An 18,143-nucleotide genomic window follows, 5' to 3' on the forward strand; every position below is an offset into this window, starting at 1 on the left:
CCTTCCGCAACGCGCGGCCACGCCCACTCAGACATGGGTCTGGCCCACAACGGTTTGGGCCGGAAGGGGACGGGTCGGCGAGTAGACCCGGACCTCGGTCATCATTCCCCCGGGTCCCGGGGCCGCTGAGCCGAAGTTCGAGAGCTTCCGCCAGTCCCGGTTCTTGAGGTAATAGACGTTGTAGCTTCCCCAGCTGTCCGACCCGGACGGGCGTGCGGTGTCGTACGCGGGCGCGTCGAACAGGACGTCTCGTGCCTCTCCCGGTCCGATGTACAGGGTGTTCGTCCAGTACGACGTGTCGACGGCGCCGTTGCGCAGCAGCGCGGCGTCCTGCCCGATGACATGCATCGGAATGCCCGGCAGTTGCATGCTGTGCTGCTGGTAACCGAGATTGGCCACCCGCAGCAGGGCCCGGTCGCCGGGGTTGACCTGGATGAGCGCCGAGTTCGGCTGGCTGTAGTCCAGGGCGCCGCCGTAGTTCGGGTTCGGCGTGGCGATGCGCAGGTTCGCCGGCAGGCTCTGACTGTCGTTGGGCAGCACGGTCTGCGGGTAGACCCGGCCGTTGATGGTGAACCACTGCGGGTCGTAGTCGGTCGGGATGGACTCCTGGATGTCCCGGTCACCGTCGTGAAAGTTTGTCCACAGCTCGTTGAACAGGAGCGCGAAGTGGCGGTGGTAGCCGGTCGACCCGTCGCCGTCGTTGTACGCGAACCGGGTGAACCCGCCGATCGAGGTGCCGTCCTGCAGGGGCCGGACGAAGACGATCCCCGTCATTCCCATCTCTACGTGCTCGACATCCTCGAAGTGGCAGTGGTACATGTACGTGCCCTCACGGTGCGGGCGGTAGAAGTAGGTCAGCTGCTTGCCGATAGGCACCGCCACCGATACCTCGGGCACCCCGTCGTTCAACGGCGACGGCAGGTCGAAGCCGTGCCAGTGGATGGTGTGGGAGTCCGTCAGGTCGGGGCGCTGCACCAGGCCCAGATTGGTCAGGGTGATCCTGATGTCGTCGTTCTGCAGGAACTCGAGGGTCGGCGCTGTGTGCTTGGTGTGCCCCTTGTAGGTGGCGGTCAGCTGCGTCACCGACAGGGAGGGGTCGACGGGGACGAAGCCGAAGATGTAGAGGGGGTTGCCCTCCCGGCCGGGGACACTGAGATACCCGTCCGTGGCCACCAGGGACAGCTCGGTCGTCGCCGCCTCCGCGCGGCGGGCGCCGAGGGGACCGTACGCCGCGGTCGTGCCAACGATTCCGCCGGCAGCGACTCCTGCCGCGCCCCAGCCGACCGCTCTGAGGAACTCTCTCCGTGTCGAGGTTCGCGCCATGGCTTTCACATCGGACTCCTCACTGGCCGCTCGGGGCGACGATCACCGGTATGCCGGCCAGTTCGTCAGCGCCGAGATCCCACGGTGTGGTGTCCCGCCCCGACAGCCGCAGCTGCGGACGGCTCTGCCCGTCGATGTCGCCGGGGGTTCCGGTGGGAGCGCCGATCGCGGTGGCGGAACACGCCGAGATGTTCGCCGGTACCGGGGTGTTGGAGCAGCGCACGCCGCGGTCGATCGCCGGCGAGGTGCCCTGAAGGTGGTAGTCACCGGTCAGTCCTACCGGCGGGTCCTGCCCGGTGATCGTCACCGCCGCGGTCTGCGGGTCCAGCCGCGACCCGGACACGGTCAACTCGTTGACGAACGGCGTCACGAACAGCGGGTTCTCGCCGATCCGGTTCGCCTGGCCACCGGGCAGTGCCCGCAGCACGCCGTCCGATCCCAGGATCTGGCCGTTGGTGAGCGTGGAGTACCGGGCCGTGAACGTGTCGGCGTTGTTGGTCGTCCCGCGCACCTCGAAGTCGATGAACCCTCGGTCGACCAGGGTGGCTCCCGGGCCGGGCTGGCTCAGGGTGAACGCGTCGTTGTTCCAGAAGATGTTGTTGAACAGCGCCATCGGGTTGGAGAAGCGCGGCGAACCGGCGGGCAGCGTCGCCTGGAACAACGGGTCGTTCGCCTCGGAGGCCAGGCCGGCGGAGTGCGGGTTGCCGTCCGAGTCCTCCGACGATCCGGTGGAGACGTTGTTGGCCACGGTATTGTTGACGATCGAAACGCTCGACGAGTCGTCCAGCGTGATGGCCCCGCCGACGTCCGCCGCCCCGTTGTTGTTGATCATGTTGTTGCGGATGTTGATCCGCGCGGTGAGGGCGTCGAGCACGAACACCCCGCCGCCGTCGTCGCCGGAGTAGTTGCTCTGGACCAGGTTGCGGTCGACGTCCACCGTCCCGGTCCCGTCGCCCAGTGCGGCCGGCGAGCCCACCGGCAGCTCGGTCTCGATGGCGATGCCGGCGCCGGAGTCGACGGAGTCGTTGTAGTAGATCTGGTTGTCGTGGATCCTGGCGCCCGGGCTGAGGCCGATGTGGGCGACGCCGGCTCCGTAGTTCACGCTGAAGTTCGAGCAGATGATGTTGCTTGCCAGCTCGTACCCGTTGGAGCCGTAGAACAGCCCCACGGCGCCGGCCTGGGTCAGGCCGCCGTTGCCGGTCAGCCGATTGTTGGCGATCCGCACGTTGTAGTTGTGGTTCACCCGCGTGCCGGTTCCGCGCGGCCCGGCGTCGTACGGCTGGCCGAGCGCGATGCCGCCGGCGACGATTCCGCCGTTGTTCTCCAGCACGTTGTTGGTCAGCTGCATGTTGCTGGCGGAGGCCTGCAGCTGGATGCCGCCCGCCCCCTGGCCCTGACCGGTGGTCAGGCCCAGGCCGTCGATGCGGGCCCGGTTGAACGCCGCGGTGAGGCCGGTGCCGATGTCGTACGCCGTCGTGGTCTTCGCCAGCACGGTGATGTCCGCGCCGCGCAGCACCGGGTGGTTGCCGGACAGGCCGTTGCCCGTCACCCCGGCGTAGGGCGAGTTCGCGCTGATCGTGGCGTCGTAGTCCGGCGCGTTCTGCTGGAAGTACCGGCCGTCGATGACGGTGCCGGGGACGTTGAACCGCGGGTCTTCGGGGTCGCGGGCCTGCAGCTCGTGCGCGCCGATGATGCCGCCGGGGCCCCGTCCCTGCAGCTTGAGCGGCTTCCACAGCAGCACGTTCTCGTTGTAGACGCCTGGCGAGAGCACGAGCAGGCTACCCGGGGCGGCGCTGTTGATCGCGTTCTGCAGCGCGTGCACCCCGCCGTTTCCGGCGGCCGGCGGTGGCGGTGGCACGTTCACCACGGTCGGCGTGTAGGTGACGACGTCCGTGCCGGAGCCGTTGCTGCCCAGCACGTGCATCGTGATGCCGTTGACGCTCGACACGCCGCCGTTCGCGTTCGCCGTCGTGATCGTCAGCTGCTTCGGGCCGGGCCGGAAGGTGGAGCTGAGCGCCGGCACGTTCAGCACGACGGTGTCGGGCGTGGAGCCGCTGCCCGGGGTCCAGCTGACGATGCCGCCGTTGGCCCGGGTCAGGGTCTGCACCTGGCCGGTGCGGTTGTCGGTCAGCGTCGCCCGCACGCCGGTCGCATCGGTGGCGTTTCCGATGGTGCCGATGAAGTCTGCCTGCACGGTGATCTGCCGGCTGCCGGTGGCCAGCACCACCGGGGTAGAGACCTGCAGCAGCTCGGGCCGGGCCGGGGCGGCCGGGTCCTCACATGCGGTGCCGGAGATCGGGTCCAGCGGCAGGTCGAGCTGCGTGGTCAGGCCCGGCCATGCCTCGGCCGGCGTGGTGGCGACCAGCAGGTTCGGGTTGAAGTTGGCGTTCGGGTGTTCCTTGGTCCCCGGGTCGTCGACCTTGACCAGGTACATGCCGGGGCACGGGCCCTGCGGGATCGGGCAGTTGAACGTCTCGGTGGAGGGCACGAGCACCTCGAAGGAGCCGTCGGCGCTGGTGGTCACGGTCGTCAACAGCCGCCAGGTGTTCGCGTCGTAGGGCTGGTTGACGTTCGGCACGGTGTCCACCCGGGCGTAGATGCCGACCGGAATGCCGGCGATCGGCCGCGGCTCGCCGTACCACGGGGACAGCTTGTTGCGCTCGAAGTAGATGTCGTTGAACACCTGCCCGACCAGGCGGCCAGGCGGCTGCGCGTCGCCGGTCCGGTTGTCAGCGGCGTTCGTCCCGTTGGGGTCGGTCCGGAAGTTCGTCATCAGGAAGAAGTCGGCGTTGGCGTTCTGGCCGTTCTCGAGCACGACCAGGCGCTTGTCGCACAGCGGCCGGGACGTGCTGGTGGCCTGGTTTCCCGTGTAGTAGACGCTTCGGGGGGTCAGCGTCGACTGGTCGATGACGTGGCTGTCGCCGGCGCACGGCGGCGGCGGGATCTGCGGGGCGAACTGGTTGCCGAGGTCGACGTTGACGTCTTCCTCCCGGACGATGTGGTACAGGCATCCTTGGCCGCCGCCGGGGACGCCGCCCTTCGGGTTGCTGACCCGCTGAGTGGCGCCCGACGGGTTGCAGGCACGGGTGTCGGCGACATCCTTCGGCATGACCACATGGGTGATGTAGGTGCCGGCCACGAGCGGGTGATCGGACGGATCCGAGCCGTCCGTGCACAGGTCCGTGCCCAAGTTCAGGCCGCTCGGGCAGTAGTCGGCGAAGGCGAAGCCGCCGTCGAAAGCTCCGTCCTTGGTCTGCTCGCCGGTCAGCGGCACTTCCAGGCAGTTCGGCCCGATCTTCGAGTTGAACTGGGCGGTGATGTCCGCGCCACTGAAGTCCCGGATGGGGTTGCAGCTCTGCGTGAAGCTGTTGCCGTCCGGCTGCGGGTCCTGGCTGGCGTTCGGCTGCTGCCAGCGGTCGGTGACGTACCGGTTGAGGACCACGTCGTCGGCCGTGTTCGGCTGGCCGTCGGGTCCGGGGCCTTCGAGCAGAACGGTGACGCCGGGAATGCCCGGCTCGTAGTCCTCGGCGGCCTGGAACCGCGCGTCGAACTCGTTGCGGGTGGTGGCATTGAAGGTGATGCCGACGATCTGGCCGGGCGTACCAGCGGGGTAGTCGCGCTTACCGAAGTCGACCGTCGCGCGGTGGCCCTCGAGCAGGAGCTGGCTGTGCAGCAGACCGCCGCCCTGGTTCGTCGGCACGCACGGGTTGGCCGGCACCGCCGGCGGCGCCACGCTGCAGGACGGGGTGACCGCTCCGGTGTGCTCGTCGTGCACGGAGGGGCCGGGGTAGGCGGTGAAGCGGGCGAAGCCCTGCTCGTTGACGATCCACCGGCCGAGTGGGCCGCCTTCCGCCGTCGGGTACTCGTAGTGCCCACGGGCGTCGGTGAACGTCGCTTCCTTGATGGAGCCGTCCCGCCACCGCTGGTCCACGTCGGTGTTCGGGATCGGCGCGTCGACGCCGGCGTCGTACTTGCCGTTGTTGTTCAGGTCCTTGTAGACGTGCCCGTCCAGCCAGCCGAACCAGCGGGACACACCCAGGCCGACCTCACCGTCGTCGCCGGTGTCGTTGACGTCGACGGCCTGTCCTGCGCCCACGGTGAGCGGTTTGAAGCGCATGATGTAGCTGAGCTGCTCATCCCAGACCGACAGGTTGTAGGTCCCCGCCGGGACGTGCGGGATGTCGAAGTTACCGTCCTCGTCGCCCCGGCCGATGTAGACGGTCTGGTCGGTGGTGCTGTCCGACAGCGCGACGAACGGCTTGTCTACCGGCTCGTTGTAGGTGCCCGTGGTGTAGGGCGCCCATTCCACCCAGTTGCGCGCTCTGCCGGTGATCTCACCGGTTCCCGGTGTAGCGAACGGGGTCGGGGCGCACACGAAGCCGAACCAGTAAGCGGTGCGGTTGTTCGGCGGTTCCCACAGCTGCTCGCCCGGCGCGCCGGTGCCGTCGCTGCCCTCCTCGACGGGGGCCAGCAACTGCAGTCCACCGTCGATGGTGGTGGTCTGGTACCACCGGCTGTCAGGGTCGCTGTTGCAGGGCTGGTCCGGCGGGTGCACGTCGATGAAGTACGTGGCCGGCCCGAGGTCGTCGAGCTGGGTGAACCCGGTGCCGTCGGTCAGGCAGTTCCCGCCGCAGAGGGGATTGTTGTTGTAGTCGACGGTGACCGCGTTGCCGGTCTGCTCCTCGAGCCCGACCTTGAAGCCCTCCAGGCCCGCCTCTTCGGTGTCCGGAGCGCCGTTGGCCCACGTGTTGTCTTCGAACACGAAGACCCGGATCTTCCCCAGCGGCAGCGGGTGGTCCTCGCTCTGCTCGGTCAGGTCGATCCGCGCGGTCAGCGTTCCGTCGGTGGCGGCATCGTTGGGCAGCGTGATGTGCTTGCCCCACATTTTGTGATCCAGCGAGCGGACCGAGATCAGGTAACGTCCCGCGGGCAGCTTGACCGTCGGACGGCTCTGGTCACCTTCGGCCACGATCGGACTGTTGCTCTCGGTGTTCAGGACGAGCGGATCGGTGGCTAGCCTGGTGTTGTCCGCGTTGATGATGTATGTGAAGTTCGCCAGCTGCCCGCCGGCCGGGTTGTCCCGCGCGGTCGCGTAGTCGCGTGCGTCCACAGTGACCGAGCAGCCCCCGGCTGGGCAGGCGGTAGCGGCCAGCGCCGCAGACACGACACCGGTGAGCCCGATGACCGGTGGAAGGAGAGCGGCGACCATGAGGACGACCGTCGACGGTGCGACCACCCGGCGATTTCGCCCGAATCGCCGCCGCATCGGGGGCAGCAGGACGGGCCCCGTTCGTGGATCGACCCGACCCGGGCGGCGCGCGGCCGGGGTGGCAGCCAACCGCCTGATCGAAAGCCGTGGACGCCACGTCCTCCACGCTGTCCGCAGTGTGCTTGTCATTGTCCGGCTCGACCGACCTGGTCGCATCGGGTCCACCTCCCGGCGTGACGCTCGGCACGTATCCCCAGATCAGGGCACGGGTCGTGCGTCACTCTGATGATGGAGCCGGGACGTTGGCCCGCGACCTTCATGAAAGGTTTGTCACCTGACTGTCATGCCAGACATCCGCCGGCCGCGATCGCCCGCAGGTGCCCCTCGCCGAGTGTTCGGGGCGCCTCAACCGCCTGCGGCGGAGTCCCGCAGCTGAGGCGCGGGCATCGCATCCGTGCGCGCCTGCTGCGGGGCGAAGGATGGGAAGATCAATGAGACCGTCGTTCCTGCGCCGAGTTCGCTGGTCACCCGGAGCGAACCACCCCACGGTCCGACGACGGCTCGCACGATCGCCAAGCCGAGCCCAGTGCCGGAGTACATGCCTGGAGGGGCCGGTGACTCGCCCGCGTTGCTCAGCGTCTCGACCTGCTCCGGCGACATACCCGTGCCCGAGTCGGCGACCACGATGGTCCAGCTGCTTCGCGTGCCGGTTCCTTCGACCTCGATCCGGTCACCGGTACCAGTGAATTTGACCGCATTGTCAAGAAGGCAGTCGAGAGCCGCCTCCAGACGGTCCTGATTGATCGACGCCATGCCAATCGTGGAGCGCACGCTCCACTGCCGATCAGCGGTATGCCGCCAACGCCGTGCGGCACCGGCGAGCACCATGTCGACGTCTCGCATTTCCCGGACATACGGCCCGTCCAGCCGGATCAGGGTCACCAGCCGCTGGGTTATACCGGCCAGCCGGTCCAGCTCCTCCAGCACGATCCGAGTGTCCTTTCGGATCTCGGGGTCGTCGGTGGCAGCACACACCAGCTCGGTGTATCCGCGAGCGATCGTGATCGGGGTTCGCAGCTCGTGCGATGCGAGCCTGACGAAGTGGTCCTGGGACTCGGCGCGTCGGCGCTCGACATCGGCAAGCCGGGCGACCTCGGCCACCATCTGCTGGCGCCGCCGTACGTGCCAGACCATGACGCCGAACACCGCAGCCATCAGCGGCACCTCGGTGATCTCCTCCCACCCGATGAATCCGGTAGCGGCGTGGTGGACGAGGACGTAGCCCGTGGTGAGGGTGACGGCGGCGAGGACGGAGGCCATGACAATCGGGCGCCAGGTCGTTAGTCCATATACGACCGACAGTGTGATCCACACCACATGAAAGGGGACGGTTTCCTTTCCCGGCAGGACGTACATCAGGTAGCTGTTGATGACAGCCGTGAGTGCCCAACCGGCGAGGAAGAGGCGGTCAATCCGCGATGAACCGATATCCGACATTGCGCACCGTCTCCACCCGCTCGGGGGCGTCCAGCTTCGTTCGCAGCCGGCGAATGTACACGTCGACCACGTTGCTGCCCGGGTCGAACAGGAGTCCCCAGACGTCGGCCAGCAGTTCGTCCCGGCTGCAGGCCTGCCCGGCCCGCTCCATGAGGTGCCGAAGCAGAAGGAACTCCCGCAGCGACAGTTCGACCTGGCGGCCGGTCACCGAGGCGCGGTGCAGCCGAAGATCCAGGCTGACCGGCCCCACCGACAAGCAGTGCATCACCGGGCCCGGGGCAGGGGCGCGCATCCTCGCGCGCACGCGGGCCACCAGCTCCGCCATCGCGAACGGCTTGACGAGAAAGTCGGCGGCGCCCGCCTCCAGGCAGACCACCCTGGTGCCAATCTCCGCCACCGCCGACAGCACGAGGACGCGTTGGTCGGGACGGGAGCCGACGAGCCGGCCAAGGATCTCGACGCCACTGATGCCGGGCAACATCAGATCCAGCACAACAAGATCGAACTTGGTGGCGAGAGCCGTATCGAGGCCGTCGGGCCCGGTTGCTGCCCGCTCAACGATGTGCCCGTCGCCGCGCAGTGCGCGCGACACGAGCCGAGCTATTCGGTCGTCGTCCTCCACAACAAGTACCCGCCCCACCGGACACCTCCGTCGGCGCCCGCAACATAACCGCCCTACCCCGGATAGCCAAGACCTCTGCCGTAAGTCATGCGTTGGTTGCGCCAATACCGGCACGGTCTACCGCGGCAACCGCTCGAGGGGCGGCGTCGGCCGCGAGTACCTGGGGTCTCACCCGGTTGCCCATGACGCGGAAGCGCGTCGCGGCCACCGGGGCCGAGCCGCTGGTCGGGATCGACGATCGGATCGCCGCGACGCTCCGCGACCTGGGTACGACAGCAGAACCCGAGACCTCTTGCCTGCACGAGCTACAGGCACGACGCGCCAAGCTCGAGTGGACGGACTCCACGCGCGGTAGCTGACCTGCCTCACAAGCCCGCAGGCACCGCCCTCGAGGTCGGCGCGGGCGATGCGCGGGCCGCGAGAGCGGAGCCTCGTCGGGCAGTGCGATCAGGTCCAGTCAGCCCTTAGGGCAGAGGCCCCAGTCGTCAAAGTGGCTCTTGTAATGGCTGGCCATATAGGCGTTGTAGGCGCCCGTGAATTTACCGTTCGGGTTGATCTTGGCTGGCCCGATGGTGCCGGCAGAAGGCTCAACCAGGCCCGAGCTGACGCAATGCCCGTAGTTGAGGCCGGGGTCGGCCTGGGCGGGTGCTGCGACGCCGAGTACCACAATGCCGCCCGTCGCCAGCGCGATTGCAAGTCTCCGCATGGTTCCCCCGTTCTGCTGCTCTCGGCCGGGCCTGGTCGACCCCGGGAAGCCTGGGCAGCAGCTCTAAGTTAAGGGCTCGCTACCGTCCGTATCGGCGTTATGCGGAGTTTCGGGTGAAGCGCGAAGCGACGGGCCACGCCCAGGGCCTGAGCATGGTGATGACGGCGATGAGGTCCGCCGCGCGTCGTGTCGCAACGCCGGTCTCGCGAAGCCGACGCGTGCCGGCGAACTGCTCACGGACAGCTACTAGGTGGTGCGGAGGAAGCTGATCACCTGGTTGATCGGCCGTTCGCGCTCGAACCGTGCGTCAAGCTGCCGGTGCGTAGCGCAATCTCATTTCCGCGGCAGCCATCGGCCATCTGATCGCCCACAAGATCACCCCGCTCGGACGCACGGGCTGTGCACGCTCGCCGACGTGGAAGTACAGCCTGCGGGTCGAGGGGTTCCTCATCAACCAGGGCGCTACTCAGCATGACGCCGAAGACGCCACCCAGCAGGCGATGCACGACTTGTTTCGCCGGTGGCCCCTGATCCAGCAGCCGCGCTCATGGATTTACCGGGCCGCGGAAGGCCCGTTCGCGCTCCTTGCCGTCTCGCCAGTGCACCGTCGCAAAGGGCGGGGCGGGTCACTACTCGCCCACCACCACCAACGACTGGACCTCACCGGCCTGCCCGCGATGGCGGAGGTCGGTCCGGCCCGCCAGGGCCTGTACCGTCGCCCTCCGGCGCCGCCCGCCTGATCGGCGAACATCGGTGACATCAGCCGCTTCGCCAGCCGCGGGCACTTCGCCTCCTGGAACGGCACCGCACCCCTGGATGCGTCCTCCGGCGACCAGCAACGCCACCGGCTGTCCCGTGCCGGGAACCGGCGCATCAACCGAGCCCTGCACATCATGGCCATCGTCCAGTTGCGCCACGACACCGAGGGGCGTGCGTATTACCGGCGCAAACTCGCCGCGGGCAAAACCCCAATGGAAGCCATGCGCTGCCTGAAACGACGCCTTTCCGACGTCGTCTACAAGCAGATGATCAAGGACGCCACGGCGGCGAGGACGGGCCCCGGGAGGACACGTGGGGGCGACTCTTCAATCCAGCGCGGCTGACCCGATCCCCATGGTCAACACTTCGGAACAGTCACTTCCCGGACCCGCCGAACCCCAGCCTAGAACACCGCTCCTCGCCGCCTCTTGACACAGAGGGTGCCAGATCCGAGCGTCGGTCGCGCGAGGTTGGCCATCGCGAAAGGTAGCGAGCCATCACGCGGCAAATCCGTGCTCTCCGCGCATCGGCATGGCACCGGCAAGCTTCACCCCGTGGTTGATTGACCATGGGGCGACGACAAATGCGTCGTCGCCCGCCAGTCGACCGCGGCCTACTACTCATCTGGAACCGGGCGATCCGATCGAAGGATGTCGCACGCCCCTGAGCGGTGCCCAGGCTCCGCGAAGTTCACTGACCGCGGGGATGGGTCCGAACTCAAGCGTCCGGATGGCATGATGAGCCCATCGGGCACCCAGATTCGCTGTGCGAACACCTGGGTTCGCCTGAACTTAAGGACTTCCAACGGCGGCGAAGGACCAGCACGTCCTCGTGCGCCACCAGGTGCACGGGGATGCCGTCGTCGCGGCTGCGGCGGACGGCCATCATCCCGAACATGCTGGCCCGGTGTACGACCTGCCCGTCGCGGACGGCGGCGAGCATCGCCGCCGTCCGCTCCACCGGGGTCAGTCCGGCTGACTGCGCGACGGCGAGCAGCTCGCCGGGCAGGTCGATCAGGTCGTCGCGTTGGCGGCGTACCGGTCGGGAGGTGATCACCACGGTTCCGCCGGGACGCAGCAGTTGGTAGCTGGCGGACAGGATGGTGGCGAATCCGTCGAGCAGGCGGGACCATCCCGCATAGGCGAGGTTGCCACGCTCCCGGTCGGCATACAGGTGGTCCCGCTTGCGTACCCCGGTCCTCGTCGTCTGCACGAGGCCATGTGTCCCGCGCCCGTACGGCGGTGACGTGAGTACGAGGCTCACCTGGCCGACCGCCGACGCGGGCAGCAGGTCGAGCAAGCCGGTGGCGTCCCCGGTGAGCACCGTCGCCGTGCCGGGGGCGCCCTGCGACGTGGCGAGGGTGAGGTTGGCCTCGGCGAGGGCGGTGTAGCGGGGCTCGATGTCGACACCGATGCCCTGCCGGCCGAGGTGCATGGCTTCCACCAACGTGGTGCCGCACCCGCACATCGGGTCGAACACCACATCGCCCGGCGCGGTGTACGTGCTGATCGCGTGCGCGGCCAGGTGCGGCAGCATCTTGGCCGGATGGCTGGAGGTGTCCCGGACGTAGCGGCCTCGCCGTTGGTCACGGGCGGGTATCTGGCAGGTCAGCCACACCGAGGTGATCGGCAGGCTCTCAGCCATGGGCGCTCCCGCGCTTTATCGCGCTGCGGGTCAGGATCAGTACGTCGGTGTGGATCGCCAGCTGTGCCTGCTGGCCACGGCGGGGCGGCCGGTCGGCCGCCACGATGTGCTGCAGGTACGCCAGCCCGGCCCGCTTGGCGGCGATGACGACGTCGACCGGCAGGGCGACGTCGCCGTGCGCCAGCAACACCGCCACGCAGCCGCCCGGCGCGAGGTGCGCGCGGCAGCGGAGGAAGAACTCGAAAGGTGAGGCGTCGGGAACCGGCCAGCCGGTGACGATCAGCGTCGCCGACTCGCGGCCCCAGCCGGCGGGGCGGGCCGTCTGCAGGTGACTGCGGCGGTGTGCCGCGATGATCGCGTGGGCCAGCTGTGGTCCTTCGGCCAGGTCGATGATGAGGTCGGACGGGTGAGTGAGGTTGTGGACCAGCCGCACGCCCATCGCGTTGGACATGGTCTCGCCCTCGTGCGGGGCGGGGACCGGCCAGACGGTGATCGGCACGGGCGGGTCGCCGGGCACCACGTCCCCCACGGGGACCGGCGCGCGGTGATGGTTTCTGTCGGTCATGGGCACGGTGGCCCCCGGACCGGCGGGCGTACTGACGATTCCCAGTGCGCCGCTGACAGGCCGATCGAACCCGCCCCCGACCTGACAGCACCGGTCATCCGGACCGGTCTGACAGCCACGTCAGCGGGCCGGCGGTGGTGAGCACAGTGGCGAACCTGACACGACCGGTCACAACCTATCCGGGTCTGACAGACGCTCGTGGTGTCAACCCGGGCTGTCCCAATCGGAGGTCTCGGAGCCTTCGCACCGGGCGAGGCGCTCCCGTCAAGGGGGAACATCACCATGGCAACGACCACCCGCACGAGGACCGCCAACACGGCTCTGACCACCGCCGAGAAGGCCTTCGAGCTGCTGACCTGCGAACCCGCGCCGCTGGTGTTCGACGCCCGGCCGGTGCCGGGCCTGCCAGACACCACGATGCCGCTGGACGAGCTGCGCAAGCTGCTCATGCTCGGGCACTACGACAGCGACACCACCGACGAGCTGTGGCGGCAGCTGGCCCACCACGCCCGCGAATGGGGACCGGCCTGGGTCGTCGGCGCGATCGGCGTGGCGTTGCCCGCGTTGACGCACCTCGCGGCGAAGATCAGCCGCGGCTACGCCCGGCATGCCGACGACATCGACTCCGAAGTCCTGGCCGGATTTCTGCAATCTCTGCGTAGAGCGGATCTCGCCCCACCCCGGCTATGGCTGCGGCTGTGCTGGGCGGCCTGGCGCGCCGGAGCCGCGGTCGTCAAGACCGACGACGGCGAGGAACTGCCGCTGGACCTGTCCACCGGGTCGCGCTCACCAAGGATGCCCTACGGGCACCCGGACCTGCTGCTCGGCCGGGCAGCCGCCGCCGGCCTGATCACGGCCGAGGCCGCTGAGCTGATCAGCGCCACCCGGTTCGGCGACGCGCTGATCGAGCACCTGGCTGCCGAGAAGGGCGTGACCGCGCCAGTCCTGCGGATGCGCCGCCGCCGCGCCGAACGCGTCGTGGCCGCCGCCGTCACGCAGGGCGACCTGTCCGGCCCGATCCCCCCGTCCGGCCGCTGCGAAGCCGCCACGGGGGCCCGACAACACCACCCGCTCGGCAACAGGCCGAGTACATACAGGTAACGCTGCGACAGATCCAGATCCACTTTCGACGCGATCATTGCACCTACTCGGGCACTGCTCTCGCTACCAAGCCGACCACTCCAGCCGGCGAGACCTGATCCCCGCTCCGCCATGGCAAGCGCGCGGATCGCGGCATGAGTGAGAGGACGTTCGACGGCCAACAGCGCGGCACGTCACTGAGGCAATCCGGACGTGCATCGTCCGCAACCGCCCGTACCATGGCCGGCGTGGCCATCGCTCGCTTCCCCAGCATCGTCATCGACTGTCCCGATCCTGGTGCGCTGGCAAGGTTCTACGGCGCGATGTTGGATTGGAAGGTCGACGTCTCCTCCGACTGGGCTGAGGCCCGCGCGGAGTACGGTCAGTGCATCTCGTTCCAGCAGGTAGATGGGTACACGCCGCCGACGTGGCCAACCCAGGACCTGCCCCAGCAGATGCACCTCGATGTGATCGTTGACGACCTCGATGCCGCCGAGGCGGCAGTGCTCGATCTCGGCGCAACCAAACACCCGCACCAACCCGGTACGTCTTTCCGGGTCTTCCTCGACCCGGCAGGTCACCCCTTCTGCCTCTGCATGAACTGATCCGGACGGGCAATCCTCAATTGCAACAAGCCCTGGACGGCTCGGCGTGATGTTCGCGCTCATCGGCATGTGTGGACGTCCCCGTCTAGGGGGCCGAAGCCACCCGTGCTGACGCCTTCGGGCGAGCCGAAGGTCACCACGGCGGATACGCGGATCGAAGGATGGGCTTGCTGGGCCTCGTGGCGGGAGCGGGTCTGGGCGAGGCGGTAGGAGTGTGTGCCGATCTCGATGATGTTGCCGCCGTAGGTGAGCCGGTCGACGATGGCCCGCGCACAAGCGCGGGTCGGTGAAGGTCTTGGTCCATCCGGAGAAGGATTCGTTGGAGGCGATCGCGACGCTGTTGCGTTCTTCGCGCTCGGTCAGGACCTGGAAGAGGCCAAATCAAGCCGGGGAGGCTGGCTTGTCGGTGCTCGGACCTAGTATGCGGAGCATGACGCGGTATGTCGACGAGGATCTTCACGGTGCGGAGTTCCGCGAGTGCGATCTGACCGGGGCACGCCTGATCGGCGTCGTCATGCAGGATGCCGTGATCGACGGGCTCATCACCAACCTCGTGGTGAACGGTGTCGAGGTCACCGAGTACGTCGAGGCAGAGCTCGACCGGCGTCATCCGGTGCGGGTGCTGATCCGCTCCGAGGACCCTGCCGATCTGCGCGAGGCATCGCGTCAGCTCCATGCCGGCTGGGCCGCCACGATCGAGCGAATCCGCCGTACGCCCGGCATCGAGCGCCGCAGCGTGAACGACGAGTGGTCGGCGGTGCAGACGATGCGCCACCTGGTCTTCGTCCACGACTCGTGGTTCCGCCGCTGCTGCCTGGGCTCGACGGAGCTGTTCACGCCGATGGGCATCGGGACGACCGTCGAGCCCTACCGTGGAGCGCACGGGCTTGACCTCTCGCTCGATCCGGCCCTCGACGAGATCGTGAGCGTGCGTGACGCACAGGCCGCCGAGCTCGAGGCCTGGCTCGACGAGGTCACTGCTGTGCAGCTCACAGCGCGAGCGCCGGTGCCCGACGACGATGTCTGGCCGCCGTACGCCCGGGGCCGCTTGGTGCGGCAGTGCCTCGGCACGGTGCTCAACGAGACCTTCGAGCACCACGGCTTCTGCGTCCGCGACCTCGACCTGATCGAGGCACAGGACGCTGAGTAGGGCCGGCTACGGACTCAGCATCTTGCGGATGCGGGCGTCGCTGACCGTCTGCGCGGTGCCGAGCTGCTGGGCCCAGAGCTGGACGCGGTACTTCTCGAGCATCCGGCGGGCCTGACCGAGGTGCTGGCCGGGCGGGCGGCCGTCGGGAGCGCGGCGAGCTGGTGGAGGTGCGCCGCCTGGAGGTCGGCGATGCGGTCCATCAGTGCGGGATCGGCGGCGATGGTCGTGTCCAGCTCGCGGCGCCGCTCGACGACGCCCTGAGGTAGACCGGGTAGCGCTCCTGTCAAGCCTCCAGGTGGGGCCAATCAACCCGACACTTATGCGGCTGGATCGGTGGCACCACCCAGACCTTCTCCTGGCCACAGTTCCCAGTCAGTCAATGACCTTCCGCCAGCTCGCCGACGTGCTGACGACAGGAGATGTGAGACGGTACGCACCAGACATGCCACCCAACACTCACTGGTCCAACTGGCCAGAGTCCCGGGAACCTGTAGCCCGGCCGATCGCGCACCGACAGCGGCAGAAGCGGATGCGCCACGCGCCTCTTGTCGGGCAGGGCTAGGTTCGGCTCAGGTCTGTTGGAGAAATTGCATGAGCTGCGCGGTGAGTTCGGCCGGCTGTTCCTCGAAGATCCAGTGGCCAGAGTCCTCGATGACGCCACCAGTTACCGTCGTGGCGTACTGCGCGACCTGGGTAGGTACCGCTTCCCCGAGGCTGGCTCGGGCGCCGAGTGCGAGAACCGGCATGGTCAGCTTCGTCTTGCCATACTCAGCGTTGTCGGCGACATCTCGGGGCAGTGCTCGGAAGTAGTCGAAGCTGGCCCGCAGATGAGCGTCGTCTTGCAGGTACCGGGCGTACTCGCGGACATCGTCATCGCCGATGCCGGTCTTCTGGACTTCCATCGAATCGGTGAACCGATCCACCCAGAGGGCCTCGCGACCGTCCACGATCTGTTCCGGCAGGCCGTTTGGGAGGCTGAAGAAGCCGAAGTTCCAGAAACCCGGTCCCTTCGGGGTCAGTGACGGGGCCTGGTACAGGCTCTGGTCAGGGATAGGCGCTTCCGTGAGCACGAGCTTGCGCACGTGATCGCGGTGAGCGGCGGCATACGCGTACGCGACCATGGTCCCAATGTCGTGTCCGACGATGCTGACGTCGCCATCAAGTCCGAGTTGGGTGAGCAGGCCGTACACGTCGCCGGCGAGGGTCTTCTTGTCGTAGCCTCCTGCCGGGGCGTCGCTGCCGCCGGCTCCCCGAAGGTCAGGCGCGATGACCGTGTAGTGCTTGGCAAGCTCCGGCAGAACCTTGCGCCACATGTACCACGTCTGGGGATAGCCGTGCAGCAGGACCAGTGTCCTGCCCCGACCGCCCCGAACATAGTTGATCGTGACGTCGCCGACCTGCGCCGTCTGCTCCGTGAAGGAACCCGGAATCCGCTCGCCGCCCATTGCCACTCCCTCTGATGACACACGCGGTCCGTGGGCTACCCAACCCCGGGGCTCGTACACCTCCCAAGCGCCGGTGTAAACCAGGGGCGTACCTGACCGGCTGGGCAACGCGATGCCCCGGAAGCGACGCGGCGGGGCCGGGCTGAACGGATAGCCACACTCTCATCGGCACGACCGGGCGTTCTCGCGCCTGGACGCGCCATGGTCGACGGCTACCGATAGTGACGGACGCGCCAGCACTGCCGCGCCTTGCCTGCGGCAGATGACTGCGGTTGACCTTTCTGTTTGGCTGTCCAGAGGCGCGCGGACAGCAAGGGTCGGGCCCCGCGCGTAGCCCGGGCCAGAGCCGACGAGACCAGCCATGCCCGTACCACTGGCCAAAGCCTGTGCGTTCCGGCTGGAATGCTCACCTGGCCGGTCGTCCCTGGCAGCATCTCCTTATGGTCGAATCCGGCGTCGTCGCCTCCGGTGACTGGCCCGCCGCTTGGGCGGGCGAACCACTCGATGCGCGACCGGGCATCAGTGATGGTCTGCCGGTTTACGCGCGAGGATGAGCCGGTACCGTGGGCTGCTGTCCCGGTGCCGGCCCAGGCCGGTCAAGGCGACGGCCGTCGCGGTGAAGCCAGCCGCCGTCAGTTCGTCGAGGACTGCGGGCAGCGGGCTGCTGCGGTAGTACATGACGAATGGGGGGCGCCACACGGCATTGCGGACCCGCATGGCCAGGTCGAATCCGAGCGTGGCCCAGTGCGATACCGAGGTGAGGGGCGGCGGCGCGCCGACCGCGAAGGTGAAGAGCCCGCGGGGCCGCAGTGCGCGGTACACCCCCTCGAAGAGTGCAGTCCGTTCGGTGGGCAGGAAGTGCCCGAGCGCTCCGAAGGTGACCGCGAGGTCGAAGTTCTCAGCGAAAGGCAGGGCCCGGGCGTCGGCCTGCACCCACGTGGCGTCCGGGTGTGCGCTGCGCGCCTGCGCGAGCATGCCGGCGCTGAAGTCGACGCCCGTGATCCGTCCTTGGCACAGGGGCCTGAGAACCTGCATGCCCGCACCAGTACCGCAGCACACATCCAGCCCCTGGCTGAACGGTCCGAGTTCGGACAGCACGTGGGCGGTCGCGCCGAGAATGCTCTCCGGGGTGCGAAAGGGCGTGTGGTCGAACTTCGGAGCCAGGAGGTCGTAGCCCCGCTGGACCGAGGACAGCGCCTGTATGCACAGTTCACGCAGAGACGGGCCTTGAGGCGAGAACACCGGCCGAGGGTACCTGCCGGACGGCGGCCCTGCCGGCTGGGCGAAGCCCGGGCAGCGTCGGCCGGAATCAAGACACCGAGGAAACGCGCACTCCACGCCCGGATCCGTTGCCCCGTCGCCGACGCCTGACCACCAGCGCGAGAACACTCACCCCAACGTCGTCGTGCACGGCTGAACGCGTCCGACCAGCGGCAGTTCGGCAAAGCCGCGAGCGCTGGTTATGTCCCGGAGGCCATGTAGGCGGCCAGGATGTAGTTGGGGTGCCGGTCGAGGTTCTTGCGGGCTCTGTCGTAGCG

At 68.2% G+C, this 18,143-nt stretch carries 15 protein-coding genes and 1 pseudogene; 6 read left to right on the forward strand and 10 right to left on the reverse strand.

The window, feature by feature from the left end; all coding sequences use genetic code 11:
• Window positions 1-27: 27 nt before the first annotated feature.
• The 4 genes from ABZV00_RS34775 to ABZV00_RS34790 all read right to left on the reverse strand — a co-directional run bounded on the left by ABZV00_RS34775 (window position 28) and on the right by ABZV00_RS34790 (window position 8,651).
• Entirely contained in the window at window positions 28-1,323 is a 1,296-nt protein-coding gene (locus tag ABZV00_RS34775; protein WP_355614064.1) for a multicopper oxidase domain-containing protein, read from the reverse strand.
• A gap of 19 nt (window positions 1,324-1,342) precedes the next feature.
• Window positions 1,343-6,532 (reverse strand): hypothetical protein, encoded by a 5,190-nt coding sequence (locus ABZV00_RS34780; protein WP_355614066.1) that lies wholly within the window; start codon window positions 6,530-6,532, stop codon window positions 1,343-1,345.
• Between the two features lie 405 nt (window positions 6,533-6,937).
• Window positions 6,938-8,029, reverse strand: a complete 1,092-nt coding sequence (locus ABZV00_RS34785; protein ID WP_355614068.1) for a HAMP domain-containing sensor histidine kinase — start codon at window positions 8,027-8,029, stop codon at window positions 6,938-6,940.
• Complete coding sequence (locus tag ABZV00_RS34790; RefSeq protein ID WP_355614070.1) at window positions 8,001-8,651, reverse strand: response regulator transcription factor; 651 nt, start codon at window positions 8,649-8,651, stop codon at window positions 8,001-8,003. The genes ABZV00_RS34785 and ABZV00_RS34790 overlap by 29 nt, the downstream gene beginning before the upstream one ends.
• Before the next feature lie 182 nt (window positions 8,652-8,833).
• Here ABZV00_RS34790 and ABZV00_RS34795 point away from each other — a divergent pair, with 182 nt between their 5' ends.
• Window positions 8,834-9,010, forward strand: coding sequence for a hypothetical protein (locus ABZV00_RS34795; protein ID WP_355614072.1), 177 nt, complete (start codon window positions 8,834-8,836; stop codon window positions 9,008-9,010).
• 98 nt (window positions 9,011-9,108) lie between these two features.
• Here the strand turns inward: ABZV00_RS34795 and ABZV00_RS34800 are convergent, their stop codons facing one another.
• On the reverse strand, window positions 9,109-9,357 hold the full coding sequence (locus ABZV00_RS34800; RefSeq protein WP_355614074.1) for a hypothetical protein: 249 nt from the start codon (window positions 9,355-9,357) through the stop codon (window positions 9,109-9,111).
• A gap of 758 nt (window positions 9,358-10,115) precedes the next feature.
• Between ABZV00_RS34800 and ABZV00_RS34805 the strand changes: the two are divergent.
• Both ABZV00_RS34805 and ABZV00_RS34810 read left to right on the forward strand, forming a co-directional pair.
• A pseudogene (locus ABZV00_RS34805) lies at window positions 10,116-10,241 on the forward strand (transposase); the annotation flags it as partial.
• Window positions 10,242-10,250: 9 nt separating this feature from the next.
• On the forward strand, window positions 10,251-10,460 hold the full coding sequence (locus ABZV00_RS34810) for a hypothetical protein (RefSeq protein WP_355614076.1): 210 nt from the start codon (window positions 10,251-10,253) through the stop codon (window positions 10,458-10,460).
• A gap of 373 nt (window positions 10,461-10,833) precedes the next feature.
• On the opposite strand, the gene ABZV00_RS34815 is transcribed toward ABZV00_RS34810, so the two are convergent.
• Both ABZV00_RS34815 and ABZV00_RS34820 read right to left on the reverse strand, forming a co-directional pair.
• Window positions 10,834-11,760, reverse strand: a complete 927-nt coding sequence (locus ABZV00_RS34815; protein ID WP_355614078.1) for a DNA methyltransferase — start codon at window positions 11,758-11,760, stop codon at window positions 10,834-10,836.
• Complete coding sequence (locus tag ABZV00_RS34820; RefSeq protein ID WP_355614080.1) at window positions 11,753-12,325, reverse strand: hypothetical protein; 573 nt, start codon at window positions 12,323-12,325, stop codon at window positions 11,753-11,755. The genes ABZV00_RS34815 and ABZV00_RS34820 overlap by 8 nt, the downstream gene beginning before the upstream one ends.
• 282 nt (window positions 12,326-12,607) lie before the next feature.
• Here ABZV00_RS34820 and ABZV00_RS34825 point away from each other — a divergent pair, with 282 nt between their 5' ends.
• The 3 genes from ABZV00_RS34825 to ABZV00_RS34835 all read left to right on the forward strand — a co-directional run bounded on the left by ABZV00_RS34825 (window position 12,608) and on the right by ABZV00_RS34835 (window position 15,160).
• Window positions 12,608-13,426 (forward strand): hypothetical protein, encoded by an 819-nt coding sequence (locus tag ABZV00_RS34825; RefSeq protein WP_355614082.1) that lies wholly within the window; start codon window positions 12,608-12,610, stop codon window positions 13,424-13,426.
• A gap of 218 nt (window positions 13,427-13,644) precedes the next feature.
• Window positions 13,645-14,010: a VOC family protein gene (locus tag ABZV00_RS34830; protein WP_328414773.1), complete on the forward strand. Its 366-nt coding sequence runs from the start codon at window positions 13,645-13,647 to the stop codon at window positions 14,008-14,010.
• Between the two features lie 286 nt (window positions 14,011-14,296).
• Entirely contained in the window at window positions 14,297-15,160 is an 864-nt protein-coding gene (locus ABZV00_RS34835) for a DinB family protein (protein ID WP_355614084.1), read from the forward strand.
• Window positions 15,161-15,166: 6 nt separating this feature from the next.
• On the opposite strand, the gene ABZV00_RS34840 is transcribed toward ABZV00_RS34835, so the two are convergent.
• From ABZV00_RS34840 to ABZV00_RS34850, 3 genes are all read right to left on the reverse strand, one after another.
• Window positions 15,167-15,523 carry a DUF3418 domain-containing protein gene (locus tag ABZV00_RS34840; protein WP_355614086.1) on the reverse strand — a complete coding sequence of 119 codons (357 nt, stop codon included), beginning with the start codon at window positions 15,521-15,523 and terminating at the stop codon, window positions 15,167-15,169.
• 206 nt (window positions 15,524-15,729) lie between these two features.
• Window positions 15,730-16,605: an alpha/beta hydrolase gene (locus ABZV00_RS34845; protein WP_355614088.1), complete on the reverse strand. Its 876-nt coding sequence runs from the start codon at window positions 16,603-16,605 to the stop codon at window positions 15,730-15,732.
• A gap of 519 nt (window positions 16,606-17,124) precedes the next feature.
• Window positions 17,125-17,847, reverse strand: a complete 723-nt coding sequence (locus ABZV00_RS34850; protein ID WP_355614089.1) for a methyltransferase domain-containing protein — start codon at window positions 17,845-17,847, stop codon at window positions 17,125-17,127.
• Window positions 17,848-18,143: the final 296 nt, after the last annotated feature.

It is taken from the genome of Micromonospora sp. NPDC005173, from assembly GCF_040608515.1.
GTDB lineage: Bacteria > Actinomycetota > Actinomycetes > Mycobacteriales > Micromonosporaceae > Micromonospora.

Bases quoted from the DNA above. Each gene is read 5' to 3' on its own strand.
- ABZV00_RS34775 (WP_355614064.1), bottom strand. From the start codon at position 1,323: ATGGCGCGAACCTCGACACGGAGAGAGTTCCTCAGAGCGGTCGGCTGG.
- ABZV00_RS34780 (WP_355614066.1), bottom strand. From the start codon at position 6,532: ATGGTCGCCGCTCTCCTTCCACCGGTCATCGGGCTCACCGGTGTCGTG.
- ABZV00_RS34785 (WP_355614068.1), bottom strand. From the start codon at position 8,029: ATGTCGGATATCGGTTCATCGCGGATTGACCGCCTCTTCCTCGCCGGT.
- ABZV00_RS34795 (WP_355614072.1), top strand. From the start codon at position 8,834: ATGACGCGGAAGCGCGTCGCGGCCACCGGGGCCGAGCCGCTGGTCGGG.
- ABZV00_RS34800 (WP_355614074.1), bottom strand. From the start codon at position 9,357: ATGCGGAGACTTGCAATCGCGCTGGCGACGGGCGGCATTGTGGTACTC.
- ABZV00_RS34810 (WP_355614076.1), top strand. From the start codon at position 10,251: ATGGCCATCGTCCAGTTGCGCCACGACACCGAGGGGCGTGCGTATTAC.
- ABZV00_RS34815 (WP_355614078.1), bottom strand. From the start codon at position 11,760: ATGGCTGAGAGCCTGCCGATCACCTCGGTGTGGCTGACCTGCCAGATA.
- ABZV00_RS34820 (WP_355614080.1), bottom strand. From the start codon at position 12,325: ATGACCGACAGAAACCATCACCGCGCGCCGGTCCCCGTGGGGGACGTG.
- ABZV00_RS34825 (WP_355614082.1), top strand. From the start codon at position 12,608: ATGGCAACGACCACCCGCACGAGGACCGCCAACACGGCTCTGACCACC.
- ABZV00_RS34830 (WP_328414773.1), top strand. From the start codon at position 13,645: ATGGCCGGCGTGGCCATCGCTCGCTTCCCCAGCATCGTCATCGACTGT.
- ABZV00_RS34845 (WP_355614088.1), bottom strand. From the start codon at position 16,605: ATGGGCGGCGAGCGGATTCCGGGTTCCTTCACGGAGCAGACGGCGCAG.